The organism is Sphingomonas sp. RS2018 (genome assembly GCF_054489605.1).
The window spans coordinates 495,062-511,169 of record NZ_JBTMWL010000001.1 but is presented as its reverse complement, the minus strand read 5'-3'; the positions used below and the strand labels follow the sequence as shown (position 1 = coordinate 511,169).

Here is a 16,108-nt window from a genome sequence, read left to right as displayed (position 1 = left end):
CCTCCTAAGCTATTGAAAAACAACGATACTTTATTAGGTCGCTGTCACTGTTGGCAATGCCTCATGTAACAGTCTGCTAAGGGCGTGGCAACCGGCCTAAGGCTGCGCCATAGTGAGCGAATGGACTTTGAAGGCGCTATCAAATCAGTCGGTTCGCAACTCGCCGTAGTGGTGGCGGCTCCCGTTCCGTTCGTGATCTCGTTGGCCATCCTAGCTGTAGCCATATGGCAGATTTGCCACTGGTATTTTGATGGGCGGATAAGCAGCCTTGAGGCTCGGCTTTCCTTCAAAACCGACGAGGTGGCGGCTCTTAAAGACAAGCTGGCCAAGCCGGACACGCCTGAGACTAAGCCCTCCGGGAGCATTCTAAATGATATGGTCAAGTCCGCTGCCGACAAGCGAATCACGGAGAGGAAACTGGCATTAAATAAAATGGCCAAGGCACTGCACGATGCCGAGATAGAAAAGACATTTGCCAAAGGTCGCTTCTCGGACCGAAACGTACCTGCACTCAGGGCGGCTATTCTTACCGCTGAGAAGCTGTTCGGGATCGTGCCTCCCTATCCCTTACCAGAAAATCACGGAGGACCACTTACGCTTTGGGCAGGTATCAACCTGTTTCGGCAGGTTTTGCCGCTTCTTGAAGACGGCCATGACGAGGAGGCACGGCGCACATCGCAAAAGCTATATGATGATGAAAAGGCTCGCTTCGAAAAGCCTACTGAGACTTCTTGATATTCGCTTTAGCCTGCCGCTTGACCTTACGCTTATGCCGAACCTCTGGTATTGGAACCTTTGTAGGCTTAGTGAGGATGCGTGGTCTGTAGGGCCAAAATTTCAGACAGCCCGGATCAAACACTTCGGCCCATATGAAATTAGCGTAACTCGTAAGCGCGTATAAATCACCCCTTACGTTCTTCCAACTTTTGTCGATCGGCACAATCGCTAGCCTTTGAAGTGCTTGCTTTCGAGTGCTCAATGGATCGGCACTGTACGCACCACTTCTAAAGTTCATGGCGGCATGCATGGCATCGTTCCTAAACGTGCTGAGCATAGTTGCCTTTTCAGCCACCCATTCCAGGTTAGCTAGTAACTTTTTGCGATCTTTCATGATACCACGAGCGGCTTGCAGCATCATATCGCGCTGCCCCTTATCGCTCTGTATTGTATGCCAGACACCAAACGCTGCATCTGCTGTGGGCATCAGCGCCATGAATATTTCAAAGAAACCGACATGAAGAGAGTTCCACGCTATCGATATCTCCCCGATCTGGCGGGCATGACTTTCGTTTAGGGCACGAACGTTTGCAGGCGGTCGCCGTGGCAGGGTACGCTTGGCCGGAGTTAGATACGGCTTCTCTACATTGCTGCTTTCAGCCTGTGGCAAGTGAACCTCCCAATATCTCGCAGAATGCTAGCCGTCGTTCGCGGTCAACCAAACCCCTTACGACCTGAAAACGATAGAGATATGCGAGAGGGTAGATCAAAGCGGAGGGAGCGGGCTTTCCCCCGTATACCCGGCCTGCCCGGTCCCACGATTATGACACGCCTGCCCGACCTGCATTATCGCGCGTGGTTCTCGATCCCTGCATGGCGTGTCACTACAGCCAAGCTCCGTCCCGGCTAGATCGATGACGATAGGACCGGGAACGGCTTGCCCTCCTAACTGTTCATGGGTATACGTTCGTTGACCCGTGAACAGGACTAGCCGTTATGAACCTCCGCAAGATGACCAAGGCTGTCGCCTACCTCCGCGTTAGCACGGATAAGCAGGGCAAGAGCGGCCTAGGGCTAGAGGCTCAGCGGGAGGCAGTAGCACGGTATGTCGCTGCCAACGGCGTTGACCTGATCGGGGAGCATATCGAGGTAGAGACGGGCAAGGGAGCCAATGCCCTGTCCAAGCGGCCTGAGCTTGTCGCTGCCCTCGCCACAGCCAAGCGGGAGAAGGCTGGCCTGATTATCGCCAAGCTCGATAGGCTTGCCCGCAATGTCCATTTCATATCCGGACTGATGGAGACAGGCGTAGAGTTCGCCGTCGCTGATATGCCGAACGCTGATCGCTTCCAGCTACACCTATTCGCCGCGCTTGCTGAGAAAGAGGCTGAGGTAATCAGCCAACGGACCAAGGCCGCGCTAGCCGCTGCCAAGGATCGGGGGACCGAGTTAGGCAAGCATGGCAAGGTGCTAGCTGCCCGCAATCAGGCTGAGGCTATGGACCGGCTAGAGCCTATAGCCGCTGACCTCCTAGCATTGAAGGCTGAGGGCTTGTCCGTTCGCAAGATGGTCGAGGCCCTGAATAGCCGTGCGATCCCTTCGCCAGCTGGGGGCAAGTGGCATCCCGCCAGCCTGCACAAGGCGCTTGCCCGATTGGAGGCCCGCTAGATCGGCCGGAGACGGCCCGCAGGAGTCGATATGGAGGCTCAGGGTGCAATCTAGCCGGGATGCCATGACGAGCCTGTGCGGGGCTTATTCTGGTGCGGCTCAGATGTGGGAGGAAAGCCCGGAGCTTTTCAGGACCGTATGGCAATAGCAATCATCGGCTCCACGCCCGGTCCTTTCCAGTACCGTATAGCTAGATACTCCATCTATTACCGCCAGCGTCCGTTTAGCCGGAGCAGGTCTGACAGTACCTAACTGTAGATACCACAGCCCGTAAGGGTTAGCCGTAGGGCGAAGGGGTGTGCCATCTTAACAGGATGACATGCGGTATCGGACGCTGGCACTACAAGCGACGTATAATCTAACTCAGGATCATGCGGCTGTATTTGCTTCCCACTGACTGTAGCTATGGTATTCGGCCATTACCTATGTAGTCGATTATCTCCATACCTGCATTGCGGGCAAGCTCCATCTTGGAAGCTCTGGGGGGTAGGGGGGACGCTGGATACAGCTTCTATATATCTAATCTAGGATCATACTAGTATATGTATATCCTACTCTACGGCCTGCATCCGTATATCACATGTACAATCACTCTTCTGATAGGCTCAGGGTGGCTACTGTCCGCCTTCAATGGTTATGGCTTGCTCCGATAGTAGCTGCACGTCTGCCTGAGCCTATCTGAGGAATGATCCTCCCCATACGCGTTGCTCATATAAACCCATGATGCCCAGCGGCCCTGAGCAATTGCCAGCCTGCTAGCTATAGCATTGCCCTCGTTGGTAGCTAGCAGGCGTCCCCTTTATAAAGCTTAGATATCTCTGTTCTCGTTTTCTTGTGTGCAAGCGGGCGGTCTGTCTGAACTTTTGCCAAATTACCTCCACCAATACGAAGGATATCCCATGACGATTATGTCTGTTGATACCAGCCGCCTTAGTGATCCCCGGATTATTGCCCATCTTGATGGCATCGATAGCCGTATCATCAACGGCTTTCGCCTTGCCTTAGATGTTCTCTGCATTCCCACGCCCAAGCATATCGAGCGTAAGCCCGCTGGCAGGCCATCGATTGCCAAGCTGATGGCCGCTGCCGATACAGATAGCGGGACCATTTACACCTACCGCAATGAAAAGATGAAGATTGGGGCATCTGCTCCACAAATCTAATTTCCCCTATTTCATACAAGGAACAGCCATGACCAACAAAGATACCCTTGCTGCTATTGCCGTTGAGATTGAAACGCTCAGTGCCGAATTGCTCAAGGTCAACAATTATATCGATATCCTTGGCAAGCCTGCCATGGATAAGGCCAACGAACTTGATAAGGCATTGAAGGATGCCAAGGATCGCTTTGCTACCGCCCTCGCTGACGAACAGGTAGAGGCTCGCACTCAACGGCTTAGCCGCTTCTCTGATATCCGCGTTGAGACAAAGCTGGGTGATAATCTACTGACTACCTCTTTCATCATCAAGTATATGAAAGACACTTGGGACATGTTAGCTAAGGCTAGTCCTCCTAAGCAGCATGAATGCGTTGGATTTGCCGCCCTTGACGATGATGCGTACGACTATCTGGTAACGCAGAAACCCCATGCCATTCCTCCCAGCATCATGGCCCTTGCTCCGGGTAAGCCTGCCGATGCTATGGCGCTGTACTTTCTAGCTAAGCAGCGGGGATACGTCGGGGAAGGGTTTGGCCGCCCTAATGCCTGATCTGCATGACTGGGGTACGGGAGAGGCACCTAAGCCCTCCCGCCCAGACTATGTACCCAAGGTCAAACTGATCCCTACAACGCTAGATGATCTGATGAACCGGGCAGGCGATTATGCCGATGCCGCTAAAGTCCATCTTGAATACAGTGCCGTCTCTACATGGCTGATGAAGACCGACGATCCGTTAAACGCCGCCTTTATCCCCGTTGAAGCCGGTAACTTGTCCGTGCTGCTGACAAGGCAGGCGCTAGAGCATGAGGCAGGTTGGCCTAAGCTGACCGATCAAGCGCCGCCGCCACTCTACGACCTGCCAGAGGATGCCCAAGGCATAGCCCGCCGTATGGCCGGGGACATTCACGCGTTCTGGGAAGCTGCTGGCCGTCCGTACCTCAGGGCCAATGATTGCAAGTTCGCCTTCCAATACCTCGCCGCTGCCGTCCGTAAGGGGATCATCCCGCCTATCCCGACCCTAGGCGAAGTTGATCCGGTCCCCGTTGCCAAACCGGCAAGGCCCCACATTCTCAATACCTTCAAGGAAACCACATGACCGCTCTAACTCCCCGTCAGGCCATCAAGGTCAAGGCGGCTCTATCCCTGATTGCCGTACACGGTCACAATCCCCGCACTGTACAGCAAGCCGCTACTGCTGAATTGGCTAAAGGCTATCCTGCCAATATTGCTTACAAGAATGCCATTGATCGCTTCATTGCCCGTGTCCCTGCTATGGGGAATACGCTGCATCTTGCCGTTGATCTGATCCACAATAGCGATGATGCTACGGTTGCGCTGTATGACAAGGCGCTGACTGAGTACAATAACACTGGCGATGACAGTTGCCTTGATGGCCTTGCCCCTATGATCCTTGAAGATGCCAAGGCATTGGCTGTCAGCAAGGGTGAAGTAACCGAGGCCGATGCGGCCAATTGGACTATCGATGATGCGCTAGGCAGCACGTCCGAAGCCTTCGCCGAAACACCCGATGTTCCCGATGCCGCCACGCTCGCACCGGGCCAGACGGGCAATAGCTCATTCGGGTTCAATGGCCTTCCCAGCCCCGCCGCTCAGGCTCCCGCTACGCCCGCTCAGGCCCCGGCAAGCGGCCCGCAGTGGGTGCAGGGTCCGACCGGCTATACCCTCGTCTCGCAAGCTCCTACCGGCCCTCAGGTCGGACAGAGCATGACCGGCTATGATCCCTTCACGGGCGGGAAGGGTCCGACCGGGATCACGGTAGGGAAGACTGGCGAAGCCGCCCGCCGCTCGCATGGCACCCCGGTAGGGGACATTGCCTATTCAGCGACCGGCACGGGATACCGAGTGACCCCGACCGGGGAAGCCGCCCGCCGTGAGGCTGGCGTACCGCTCGGGCCGGATGCCTGAGAACCGGCCTAGGAGAGTCGCTGAGAGGCGATAGCTCATCCCGGCCTACAGATACCCGACCGCATCCAATCGACTCCTGACGGGGGGCTGAGCGGGGCGATTTCGGGTATCTGTATGTCGCGTTCGTTCAAGGCTTGGGAATGACCAGCCCCGGCACCCGGTAAGATGCAATAGCCGCTACCATTACTCGCATAGATGGAGCGGCCCCGTACTTGTCGGCAGCGTCTTTACCCTCATGCCCTTGGAACTGTCGGCACACCCGCTCAGGGATACCGGCATCTACTGCATGGGTCTTCCATGTATGGCGGAATGAGTGAAAGACCTTGGCCTTATCCTCTATCCCGCAATCCTGCTTATAGCGGCTGAACCACTGGCCTACCTTGTCGGTTAGTTTCTTGCCGATGCCTACAGCCTTCAAGCCGGGGAATACGCGGCCCGCCTGATCTGGCAGCTTTTGCACATAGTCGATGAAACCTAGCTCAATTAGCTTAGGATGCAGCGGGACTAGCCTATTGCTTGCCTCATTCTTGATCTGATTAGGCAAGGCGTCGTCATCCGGCGTATCTGTAATGTCGATACACCATACCTCTTGCCGCTTATCGTCATCGTCTATGTAGGCAACGGGCTTCACGTCCTGCACCCGTAGCTGGCCAATCTCTTCCCGGCGCGCTCCCATGAACAGGGCAAGCAGGGGCATCCAATAGACAGCTTCACCATAGCCGCCCTTAGGCCTTTCGCCATTGGCATGAACGGGACCAGCGAACAGGGCATTCAGGTCATCAACTGAGAAGTCCTTACGCTTCTCTCCCCGCTCAGTGACGGCCATCTTCACATCACGGGCTACGTTGACGGGTACGATATCCTCTTGCGCTGCCCACTCTAGCAGGGTCCGCAGGTAGGCCAGCCGATCCCGTACATTGACCTGTGACCGGGCCGGGTCCGCTATCAGCTTCCGCTTGTAGGCCATCACATCGGCCTTGGTGATTAGCTCGACGGACTTCCGGCCCATCATGGAATTGAACAGCTTGGCATCCCGCCAATAGGCATCCTTGCCACGGGGCGACGGCTTACGCTCAGCGGCCCATCCGTCGAGGATGTCGGTATCTAGGTATTTGCCTTTGCCATCACTGGCCTTGGCAGCGTCGCTGTACTCAACGGCCTGATTTTGCCCTTTCGATGCGCGGGCATTCTGGCCGAACCGGGCATGAAGCGAGTTTATCAGGGCTTCCCGATCTGCCCCGGCTGTCTCCCGCTCATGCTCGACTAGCAGCCTGCCAGCCCTAGCTATGTCGGCTAGCGATCCCTCAGGCTCCTTACCCGCGCTCAGGGCATCCATGATAGGAGATAGGGCCTCAACCTCCATGTCCGTGGCGAATAGCTCGTCGGCTACATGGTCCGCTTGCTCTTGCTCCTGTTCCCACCGGGTCCGCTCCCGCTCCATTTGAGCAGGGGACAGGGGAGCGTTCGGCTTAGGAGTAGGCTTGCCAGCTAGGGACCGGATAGCATCGGCTAGCAGCTTGTCCGTCTCTGTAGTGTGAGCAGGGATGAGGAGCTTGGCCTCTGCCCGATCCTTGGACCGTAGCGACAGCATGAACTCAGCCCGACCGCCAAAGGCAGGCCGTAGCTCGACAGGGATTGCCCGCCGGAAATAGTAGGTAGAACCGCGCTTAGCGAGATAGGTACACATGGCTTTCAGCCCCTGTTACATCTGTAACAGCCGCCTGTAAAAACCGTTGTTTCTCAGCTATTTCCTAGGCTTTTCAATAGCCTAGGGGGAATGGTGCCCAGAAGAGGACTCGAACCTCCACGCCCTTGCGAGCGCCAGCACCTGAAGCTGGTGCGTCTACCAATTCCGCCATCTGGGCACGGGGTAGGCCGGCGCCTCTAGGGGACGGTGGTTGCGCTTGTCAACAGCGCGCGGCATGGGAAACGCACATCGTCGGTTCGGGCGAGACTGCAAGGAAGCGCATACGTGATACGCAACAAGCTGGTGGTGGTGTTCGGCGGCGGCGGATTCGTCGGGCGTTATGTGTCGCAGGCGCTGCTCGCCGCGGGGGCGCGGGTGCGGATCGCACAGCGCGATCCGCGCGGCGCGGTGTTCCTGAAGCCGCTTGGGGGCCTCGGCCAGACGCAGTTCGTCGCGGTCGACGTGACCCGGCCCGACTCGGTCGTCCGCGCACTCGCCGGCGCCGATATGGCGGTGAATCTGGTCGGCAGCTTCGCCAGCATGGACGCGATCAACGCGGGCGGCGCGAGGACCATCGCACAGGCGGCGGCGGATGCCGGGCTGGAGGCGCTCGTCCACATTTCGGCGATCGGCGCCGATCCGCAAAGCGCGTCGGCCTATGGCCGCACGAAGGGCGAGGGCGAGGAGGCGGTGCGCGCCGCCTTCCCCGCCGCGACGATCCTGCGCCCCTCGCTGGTGTTCGGGCAGGAGGATGCCTTCACCAACCGTTTCGCCGCGCTGATCGCGAAGGCGCCGGTACTGCCGGTGCTGCGCGCCGGCGCGAAGTTCCAACCGGTCTATGTGAAGGACGTGGCCGAGGCCGTGCTTGCCGCGCTCGACGATCCGGCAAAGGCGGGCGGACGCACGCTGGCGCTCGGCGGGCCGGACGTGATGACGATGCGCGGCATTCAGGATTTCCTGGCGCAGGAGACCGGCCGCTCCCCCGCGATGGTCGAACTGCCGGACGAGATCGGCGGCTTGATCGCCAAGCTCGGCTTCCTGCCCGGCGCACCGATCACGCAGGATCAGTGGAAGATGCTGCAGTCCGACAACGTCGTCACCGGCGAGGAGGGGCTGGGCGCATTCGGCATCGTGCCGACCGCGATGGCGAGCGTCGCGCCGTCGTGGCTGGTCCGCTATCGCCGCCACGGCCGCTTCGCCAAGCGCCAGACGGCCTGATCCGACGATGGAAATACTGACCGCGATCATCCTCGGCATCGTCGAGGGGGTCACCGAATTCCTGCCGGTGTCCTCCACCGGGCATCTGATCCTCGCCACCGAGTTGATGGGCTATGACGCCGCGCGCTGGTCGATCTTCAACATCGCGATCCAGCCGGGCGCGATCCTGGCGATCGTCGTGCTGTACTGGCGCACCTTCTGGGCGGTCGGCAAAGGGTTGATGAGTTGGCAGCCACAGTCGGTGGCCTTCGTGCGTAACCTGCTGATCGCCTTCGTACCGGCGGTGGCGCTCGGGCTGCTGCTGGGGGACCAGATCGATGCGCTGCTGGAGAATGCGACGGTCGTCGCCTGGGCGCTGATCGTCGGTGGCATCGGTATCTTGATCGTCGAGCGGCTGGCGAAGACCGACAACGTCTTCGGCATTTCGGGCGTCTCGATCGGGCAGTCGGTTAAGATCGGCCTCGTCCAGTGTCTGGCGATGGTGCCGGGCGTCAGCCGCTCGGGCGCGACGATCATGGGGGCGATGGCATTGGGGATCGACCGGCGCACCGCGGCGGATTTCAGCTTCTTCCTCGCCATACCGACGCTGACCGGTGCGACCGTGCTGCAACTCTACAAGCACCGCGCCGCGATCACGCCGGGCGATATCGAGCTGATCGCGGTCGGCGCAGTCGTGTCGTTCATCGTGGCGCTGGCAGTGGTGAAGGCGTTCATGGCGGTGGTAACGCGCTACGGTTTCGCACCGTTCGCCTGGTATCGGATTGTCGCCGGCGCGAGCGCGCTTGTCTGGCTGTCGATGCGTTAGGTCCGGATCGGCCAGATAAATCCGGTCGAGCAGTCGCGAGCAATTCGCAACTTCGGAAATTTAAAAGTTTAATGGTAAGCATAACTTACCTATTGGCCGAAAATGTCGTGACTCGCATGTCGCATTGAAATATGCAGCCCATGAAAGGGGCGCATATGGCCGGCGAAAAGGTTTTGAGATTCGTGGATCGCGATCAGGCTTATCCGGCCAGGCGGTCGGCAGCCGAGCGCGCCGACGACTTCCGAGAGATTGCCGAGAAATACGCCGTCGTCGCCGCGGAGGATCAGGCCGGTCGCTGTTCGCAGTGCGGCGTGCCCTATTGCTCGGTTCACTGCCCGCTGCACAATCACATCCCCGACTGGCTGCGCCTGACCGCGGAGGGGCGGCTGCGCGAGGCCTATGAGCTCAGCAACAGCACCTCGACCATGCCCGAGATCTGTGGCCGCATCTGCCCGCAGGATCGACTATGCGAGGGCAATTGCGTCATCGAATTCTCCGGCCACGGCGCGGTGACGATCGGCTCGGTCGAGAAATTCATCACCGACACCGCTTGGGAAGAAGGATGGGTCGAGCCACTGGTGCCCGGCCCTGCCCGCGGCCAGTCGGTCGGCGTCATCGGCGCCGGCCCGGCGGGGCTGAGCGCGGCGGAATATCTGCGCGGCTATGGGTACGAGGTCCATGTCTACGACCGCTACGACCGCGCCGGCGGGCTGCTGACCTACGGCATCCCCGGTTTCAAGCTGGAGAAGGACGTGGTCATGCGCCGCGTCGACCGGCTGAAGGCTGGCGGTATCGTCTTCCATGAGGGTTTTTCGGTTGGAGAGCATGGCTCGCTCGATGAACTTCGGGCGAAGCATGACGCGCTCCTGATCGCGACCGGCGTCTACAAGCCGCGCGCGATCAGGGCGCCCGGGGTCGGGGCGGCGGGGGTGGTCGATGCGCTCGACTTCCTGACCGCGTCGAACCGCAAGGGGTTCGGCGATGCCGTCCCCACGTTCGACGACGGGTCGCTCGACGCCGCGGGCAAGAACGTCGTCGTGATCGGCGGCGGCGACACCGCGATGGACTGCGTCCGCACCGCCGTCCGCCAGGGCGCGGCATCCGTGAAGTGCCTCTACCGACGCGACCGTGCGAACATGCCCGGATCGAAGCGCGAGACGGCGAATGCCGAGGAGGAAGGCGTCGAATTCGTCTGGCTCTCCGCCCCTGAGGCGTTCGAGGGCGGCACGCAGGTGACCGGCGTGAAGGCGTCGGCGATGCGGCTCGGCGCCCCCGACGCCAGTGGCCGCCGCGCGCCCGAGGTCGATCCCGCCGGCGGCTTCTCGGTCCCGGCCGATCTGGTCATCAAGGCGCTGGGCTTCGATGCCGAGGATCTGCCGACCCTCTTCGGCGCGCCAGAGCTGGGCGTAACCCGCTGGGGTACGGTGCGCGTCGATGCCAAGTCGATGATGACCAGCCTGGACGGCGTCTTCGCCGCCGGCGACATCGTCCGCGGCGCGTCGCTGGTCGTCTGGGCGATCCGCGACGGGCGTGATGTCAGCGAGCGGATGCACGCGCATCTGAAGGCAAAGGCGGCGGCGCGGAAGGTCGCGGCGTGAGGGCCGCCGTTCTTGTATCGGCGCTGCTGCTCGCCGCTCCCGCGACCGCGCAGCTGCCGACCGCGCCGGCCCCCGCGTCGGGCGCGATCGACCCCGCCCGCCTCGCTCTCGCGCTCGAGCTGGCGCGCGAGCTGAACAGCGAGGCGCTGACCAGAGCGCAGCTTGGCAAGATCTCCGCGGAGACGATGCCTCGCGCGTTCGCCCAGAACCCGGCGATGGCGGCGCTCGAGAAGCAATATCCCGGCGCGATCGCCGCCGTGATGGCGGCCATGACTCCGGTGATCGTCGACTATACCATCGGCCTGCTGCCCAAGCTTTGGACCGAGATCGCGCCGATCTATGCCCGCTCGCTCGATCCGGCGGAATTGCGTCAGCTGCTCGCCTTCTATCGCGGGCCGACCGGGCAGCGCGTGATCGCGGCGATGGGCCGCGGCTCCGACTATGGCGCCACCCTGTCGCGCATGGTCAACGAGGGCACGACGGCGATGACTGCGGGCGACCTGCGCAACGGCGCGACGCCGGGTATCGCCGAAGTCGTGCGTACCGCGAGCGACGAGGACAAGGCGGCGATGGTCGCGTTGGTGCAGACCAGCGCCGGCCGCAAGCTGCCTGCCGTGACCACCGAAGTCATGGCGGCGGTGGCGGCGGCATCCGCCCGGCCCGATCCCGTCATGGAGAAGCGGATCGAGCAGGTAGTGAAGACCGCGCTGGACGCGCATATTAAGAAGAGCGGCAAGCGATGACCCCGACGATGAACACCGAACGCCTCCGCCTCGCCGAACACGGCATGTACCGCCCCGAATATGAGGGCGATGCCTGCGGCGTCGGCATGGTCGCGGCGACCGACGGCGTCCCCTCGCGGCGTGTCGTGCAGGCGGCGGTCGATGCGCTCAAAGCCGTGTGGCACCGCGGCGCGGTCGATGCGGACGGCAAGACCGGCGACGGTGCGGGCATCCACGTCGATCTGCCGGCCAAGTTCTTCGACGACGCCATCGTCGCCTCGGGCCACCGCGCCATGCCGAACCGGCTGGCGGTCGGCATGATGTTCCTGCCGCGCACCGATCTGGGCGCGCAGGAGGCGTGCCGCACGATCGTCGAGAGCGAGATCATCGACGCCGGCTGGACAATTTACGGCTGGCGCCAGGTGCCGGTGAACGTGACGGTCATCGGCCAGAAGGCGCAGGCCACCCGGCCCGAGATCGAGCAGATCATGATCGCCGGCCCCCTGCCCGACGACGCCTCCGCCGCCGATTTCGAAAAGGAGCTCTATCTCGTCCGCCGCCGGATCGAGAAGCGCGTGATCGCCGCGCAGATTCAGGGCTTCTACGCCTGTTCGCTCAGCTGCCGCTCGATCGTCTACAAGGGACTGTTCCTCGCCGAATCGCTGTCGGTCTTCTATCCCGACCTGACCGACGACCGCTTCGAAAGCCGCGTCGCGATTTTCCACCAGCGCTATTCGACCAACACCTTCCCGCAGTGGTGGCTGGCGCAGCCGTTCCGGTGCCTCGCCCACAACGGGGAGATCAACACGATCCGCGGCAACAAGAACTGGATGCTGAGCCACGAGATCAAGATGGCGAGCATCGCGTTCGGGGAGCGCAGCGAGGATATCAAGCCGGTGATCCCGGCCGGCGCCTCCGACACCGCCGCGCTGGACGCGGTGTTCGAGGCGATCTGCCGTTCGGGCCGCGACGCGCCGACCGCCAAGATCATGCTGGTGCCTGAGGCATGGTCGCACGACATGCCGAAGCCGCATCTGGAGATGTACAAGTACCTCGCCAGCGTCATGGAGCCGTGGGACGGCCCCGCCGCGCTCGCGATGACCGACGGCCGCTGGGCGGTCGCGGGCATGGATCGCAATGCGCTCCGCCCCTTACGCTACACGCTGACCGGCGACGGCCTGCTGATCGTGGGCTCGGAGACCGGCATGGTCGTGGTGCCGGAGACGAGCGTGGTCGAGAAGGGTCGCCTCGGCCCGGGCCAGATGATCGCGGTCGACCTGGACGAAGGCGTCGTGCTGCATGACCGCGCGGTGAAGGACCGGATCGCGGGCGAGGCGGATTATGCCGCGATGATCGGCGAGTTCGTCGGCGTCGACGATCTGGCCGCCGTCGCCCCCTCCCTCCCCGGCTGGGATCGCGCCGAACTGGCGCGACGGCAGGTCGCCGCCGGCCAGACGATGGAGGACATGGAGCTGATCCTGGCACCGATGGTCGAAGGCGCGAAGGAAGCGATCGGTTCGATGGGCGATGATACGCCGCTCGCCGTCATCTCGGACAAGCCGCGCCTCATCAGCCAGTTCTTCCGCCAGAATTTCTCGCAAGTCACGAACCCGCCGATCGATTCGCTGCGGGAGCGGCACGTGATGTCGCTGAAAACGCGGTTCGGGAACCTCGCCAACATCCTCGATCTGTCGGGCGCGCCGTCGAAGGTGCTGGTGCTCGAAACCCCGGTGCTGACCTGCGCCGACTGGGACCGGCTGAAGACGCATTTCGGCAGTAGCGCCGCCGAGATCGACTGCACCTTTCCGGCGGGCAGCGGACCCGAGGGGCTGCGCGCCGCCATCGCCGACATCCGCCGTCAGGCCGAACAGGCGGTGCGGCAGGGCAAGTCCGAACTGTTCCTGACCGACGAGGCTATCGGCCCGGATCGCATGGCGATCGCGGGCGTGCTGGCCGTCGCGGCGGTCCACACCCACCTCGTCCGTCGGGGCCTGCGCAGCTACGCATCCGTCAACGTCCGCTCGTCCGAATGTCTCGACACGCATTATTATGCGGTGCTGATCGGCGTCGGCGCGACCACGGTGAACGCCTATCTGTCCGAGGCTGCGATCCGCGATCGCCACGCGCGCGGCCTGTTCGGCGATCTCGCGCTGGACGCCTGCCTGAAGCGGCACCGCACCGCCGTCGACGAGGGGCTGCTCAAGATCATGTCGAAGATGGGGATCGCGGTGATCTCCAGCTATCGCGGTGGTTACAACTTCGAGGCGGTGGGCCTGAGCCGCGCGCTGGTCAACGACCTGTTCCCCGGCATGCCTGCGAAGATCTCGGGCGAGGGCTATGCCTCGCTCTACCTCAACGCAACGATGCGCCACGATGCGGCCTATGATTCGGCGGTCGCGACGCTGCCGATCGGCGGCTTCTATCGCCAGCGTCATGGCGGGGAGACGCATGCCTTCTCCGCGCCGCTGATGCACACGCTGCAGACCGCGGTCGCGACCGACAGCTATTCGACGTACCTCCAGTTCGCGCGCGGCGTCCGCGACCTGCCGCCGGTCTATCTGCGCGACCTTCTGGAGTTCAATTACCCCAAGGACGGCGTGCCGATCGATTCGGTCGAGGCGATCACCGAGATCCGCAAGCGCTTCGTCACGCCGGGCATGTCGCTGGGGGCGCTGTCGCCAGAGGCGCACGAGACGCTGTCGATCGCGATGAACCGCATCGGCGCGCGCGCCGTGTCGGGCGAGGGCGGCGAGGACAAGGAGCGCTATTCCCCGCGCGAGAACGGCGACAACGCCAACTCCGGGATCAAGCAGATCGCGAGCGGCCGCTTCGGCGTGACGGCGGAATATCTCAACGCCTGCGACGAGATCGAGATCAAGGTCGCCCAAGGCGCCAAGCCTGGCGAAGGGGGGCAGCTGCCCGGCTTCAAGGTCACCGAACTGATCGCACGCCTGCGCCACGCGACGCCGGGCGTCGGCCTCATCTCGCCGCCGCCGCATCACGACATCTATTCGATCGAGGATCTGGCGCAGCTGATCTACGACTTGAAGCAGATCAACCCGCGCGCGCGCGTTTGCGTGAAGCTGGTGTCGTCGGCCGGCATCGGCACGGTCGCGGCGGGCGTGGCGAAGGCGCACGCCGACGTCATCCTGGTCGCCGGCCACAACGGCGGCACCGGCGCGTCCCCGCAGACCAGCATCAAATATGCCGGCACCCCGTGGGAAATGGGGCTGAGCGAGGTCAACCAGACGCTGACGCTCAACAGCCTTCGTGGCCGTGTGAAGCTGCGCACCGACGGTGGCCTCAAGACCGGGCGCGACATCGTCATCGCCGCGATCCTGGGCGCCGAGGAATATGGCATCGGTACATTGAGCCTCGTGGCGATGGGCTGCATCATGGTGCGACAGTGCCATTCGAACACCTGCCCGGTGGGTGTGTGCGTGCAGGACGAAAAGCTTCGCCAGAAATTCACCGGCACGCCCGAAAAGGTCATCAACCTGATGACCTTCATCGCCGAGGAGGTTCGCGAGATCCTGTCGCGGCTGGGCGTGCGAAGCCTCGACGAGGTGATCGGCCGCACCGAGCTGCTCCGTCAGGTCAGCCGCGGCGCCGAGCATCTCGACGATCTCGACCTCAACCCGATCCTCGCCAAGGTCGACGCGAGCGATGCCGAGCGGCGCTATTCGCTCGATACGTGGCGCAACGCCGTGCCAGACAGCCTCGATGCGCAGATCATCCGGGATGCGGGCGCGGTGTTCAGCCGGCGCGAGAAGATGCAGCTGACCTACAGCGTGCGCAACACCCACCGCGCGGTCGGCACCAGCCTGTCGGGGGCAGTAACGCGCGCGTTCGGCATGTCGACGCTCGACGACGGCCACGTCACCGTCCGCCTGCGCGGCAGCGCCGGCCAGTCGCTCGGCGCCTTCCTGTGCAAGGGCATCACGCTCGAAGTGTTCGGCGACGCCAACGATTATGTCGGCAAGGGGCTGTCGGGCGGTGTCATCGCGGTGCGGCCGATGGTCAGCTCGCCGCTGAAATCGAACGAGAACACGATTATCGGCAACACCGTGCTCTACGGCGCGACCTCGGGCCGGCTGTTCGCGGCGGGCCAGGCGGGCGAGCGCTTCGCCGTGCGCAACTCGGGCGCGCAGGTGGTGGTCGAAGGCTGCGGCGCCAACGGCTGCGAGTACATGACCGGCGGTGTCGCGGTGATCCTGGGCGATGTCGGGGCCAATTTCGGCGCGGGCATGACCGGGGGCATGGCGTTCGTCTACGATCCCGCAGACTGCTTCGCCCGCCGCGCGAACCCGGAGACGATCGTGTGGCAGCCGCTGGCGTCGGCGCATTGGGAGGGCGTGCTGCGCGCGCTGATCGCCCGCCATGTCGCCGCCACGGACAGCAAGTTCGCCGCCGGCCTGCTGGAGGACTGGGAGCGCATCCGCGGCCATTTCCGCCAGATCTGTCCGAAGGAAATGCTGACCCGCCTCTCCCACCCGCTCGACGATGCGGAGATGGCGGTCGCGGCCGAGTAACGCAGACGGGACGCGGTTCAGCACAGGCTAAGCCTTTGTGCTATAAGCGGCGGCGTCCCGTTTTCGACTCGGAGTGT

13 protein-coding genes, 1 tRNA gene and 1 pseudogene are annotated in these 16,108 nt (G+C 62.3%); 11 read left to right on the top strand and 4 right to left on the bottom strand.

Going from position 1 to position 16,108, the window contains the following annotated elements; translation table 11 throughout:
• Positions 1 to 120 precede the first annotated feature (120 nt).
• Positions 121 to 735 (top strand): hypothetical protein, encoded by a 615-nt coding sequence (locus ACX40P_RS02690; protein WP_459124740.1) that lies wholly within the window; start codon positions 121 to 123, stop codon positions 733 to 735.
• Here the strand turns inward: ACX40P_RS02690 and ACX40P_RS02685 are convergent.
• Positions 719 to 1,213: a hypothetical protein gene (locus tag ACX40P_RS02685; protein ID WP_459124739.1), complete on the bottom strand. Its 495-nt coding sequence runs from the start codon at positions 1,211 to 1,213 to the stop codon at positions 719 to 721. The two genes, ACX40P_RS02690 and ACX40P_RS02685, sit on opposite strands and share 17 nt — an antisense overlap.
• A 500-nt stretch (positions 1,214 to 1,713) precedes the next feature.
• On the opposite strand from ACX40P_RS02685, the gene ACX40P_RS02680 reads away from it, so the two are divergent.
• The 5 genes from ACX40P_RS02680 to ACX40P_RS02660 all read left to right on the top strand — a co-directional run bounded on the left by ACX40P_RS02680 (position 1,714) and on the right by ACX40P_RS02660 (position 5,469).
• Positions 1,714 to 2,382, top strand: coding sequence for a recombinase family protein (locus ACX40P_RS02680; RefSeq protein WP_459124738.1), 669 nt, complete (start codon positions 1,714 to 1,716; stop codon positions 2,380 to 2,382).
• 899 nt (positions 2,383 to 3,281) lie between these two features.
• Positions 3,282 to 3,545 (top strand): hypothetical protein, encoded by a 264-nt coding sequence (locus tag ACX40P_RS02675; protein WP_459124737.1) that lies wholly within the window; start codon positions 3,282 to 3,284, stop codon positions 3,543 to 3,545.
• A 28-nt stretch (positions 3,546 to 3,573) separates the two neighbouring features.
• A complete protein-coding gene (locus ACX40P_RS02670; protein ID WP_459124736.1) occupies positions 3,574 to 4,092 on the top strand; it encodes a hypothetical protein in 519 nt (172 codons plus the stop codon).
• 94 nt (positions 4,093 to 4,186) lie between these two features.
• Positions 4,187 to 4,639, top strand: coding sequence for a hypothetical protein (locus ACX40P_RS02665; protein WP_459124735.1), 453 nt, complete (start codon positions 4,187 to 4,189; stop codon positions 4,637 to 4,639).
• Positions 4,636 to 5,469, top strand: a complete 834-nt coding sequence (locus ACX40P_RS02660) for a hypothetical protein (RefSeq protein ID WP_459124734.1) — start codon at positions 4,636 to 4,638, stop codon at positions 5,467 to 5,469. Before ACX40P_RS02665 ends, ACX40P_RS02660 begins: the two co-directional genes overlap by 4 nt.
• A gap of 127 nt (positions 5,470 to 5,596) precedes the next feature.
• On the opposite strand, the gene ACX40P_RS02655 is transcribed toward ACX40P_RS02660, so the two are convergent.
• The 3 genes and pseudogenes from ACX40P_RS02655 to ACX40P_RS02645 all read right to left on the bottom strand — a co-directional run bounded on the left by ACX40P_RS02655 (position 5,597) and on the right by ACX40P_RS02645 (position 7,334).
• Positions 5,597 to 6,805 carry a site-specific integrase gene (locus tag ACX40P_RS02655; protein ID WP_459125221.1) on the bottom strand — a complete coding sequence of 403 codons (1,209 nt, stop codon included), beginning with the start codon at positions 6,803 to 6,805 and terminating at the stop codon, positions 5,597 to 5,599.
• A 183-nt stretch (positions 6,806 to 6,988) separates the two neighbouring features.
• Positions 6,989 to 7,156: pseudogene (locus tag ACX40P_RS02650) on the bottom strand (DUF6538 domain-containing protein); the annotation flags it as partial.
• A 91-nt stretch (positions 7,157 to 7,247) separates the two neighbouring features.
• Positions 7,248 to 7,334, bottom strand: a tRNA-Leu gene (locus ACX40P_RS02645).
• Between the two features lie 110 nt (positions 7,335 to 7,444).
• Here ACX40P_RS02645 and ACX40P_RS02640 point away from each other — a divergent pair.
• The 5 genes from ACX40P_RS02640 (at position 7,445) to gltB (ending at position 16,031) form a co-directional block, all read left to right on the top strand.
• A complete protein-coding gene (locus ACX40P_RS02640) occupies positions 7,445 to 8,374 on the top strand; it encodes a complex I NDUFA9 subunit family protein (RefSeq protein WP_459125220.1) in 930 nt (309 codons plus the stop codon).
• 7 nt (positions 8,375 to 8,381) lie between these two features.
• Positions 8,382 to 9,179 (top strand): undecaprenyl-diphosphate phosphatase, encoded by a 798-nt coding sequence (locus ACX40P_RS02635; protein WP_459124733.1) that lies wholly within the window; start codon positions 8,382 to 8,384, stop codon positions 9,177 to 9,179.
• Positions 9,180 to 9,334: 155 nt separating this feature from the next.
• Positions 9,335 to 10,777 (top strand): NAD(P)-dependent oxidoreductase, encoded by a 1,443-nt coding sequence (locus ACX40P_RS02630; RefSeq protein WP_459124732.1) that lies wholly within the window; start codon positions 9,335 to 9,337, stop codon positions 10,775 to 10,777.
• A complete protein-coding gene (locus ACX40P_RS02625; RefSeq protein WP_459124731.1) occupies positions 10,774 to 11,520 on the top strand; it encodes a DUF2059 domain-containing protein in 747 nt (248 codons plus the stop codon). Before ACX40P_RS02630 ends, ACX40P_RS02625 begins: the two co-directional genes overlap by 4 nt.
• Positions 11,517 to 16,031 carry a glutamate synthase large subunit gene (gltB, locus tag ACX40P_RS02620; RefSeq protein ID WP_459124730.1) on the top strand — a complete coding sequence of 1,505 codons (4,515 nt, stop codon included), beginning with the start codon at positions 11,517 to 11,519 and terminating at the stop codon, positions 16,029 to 16,031. The genes ACX40P_RS02625 and gltB overlap by 4 nt, the downstream gene beginning before the upstream one ends.
• The last annotated feature ends 77 nt before the right edge of the window (positions 16,032 to 16,108 follow it).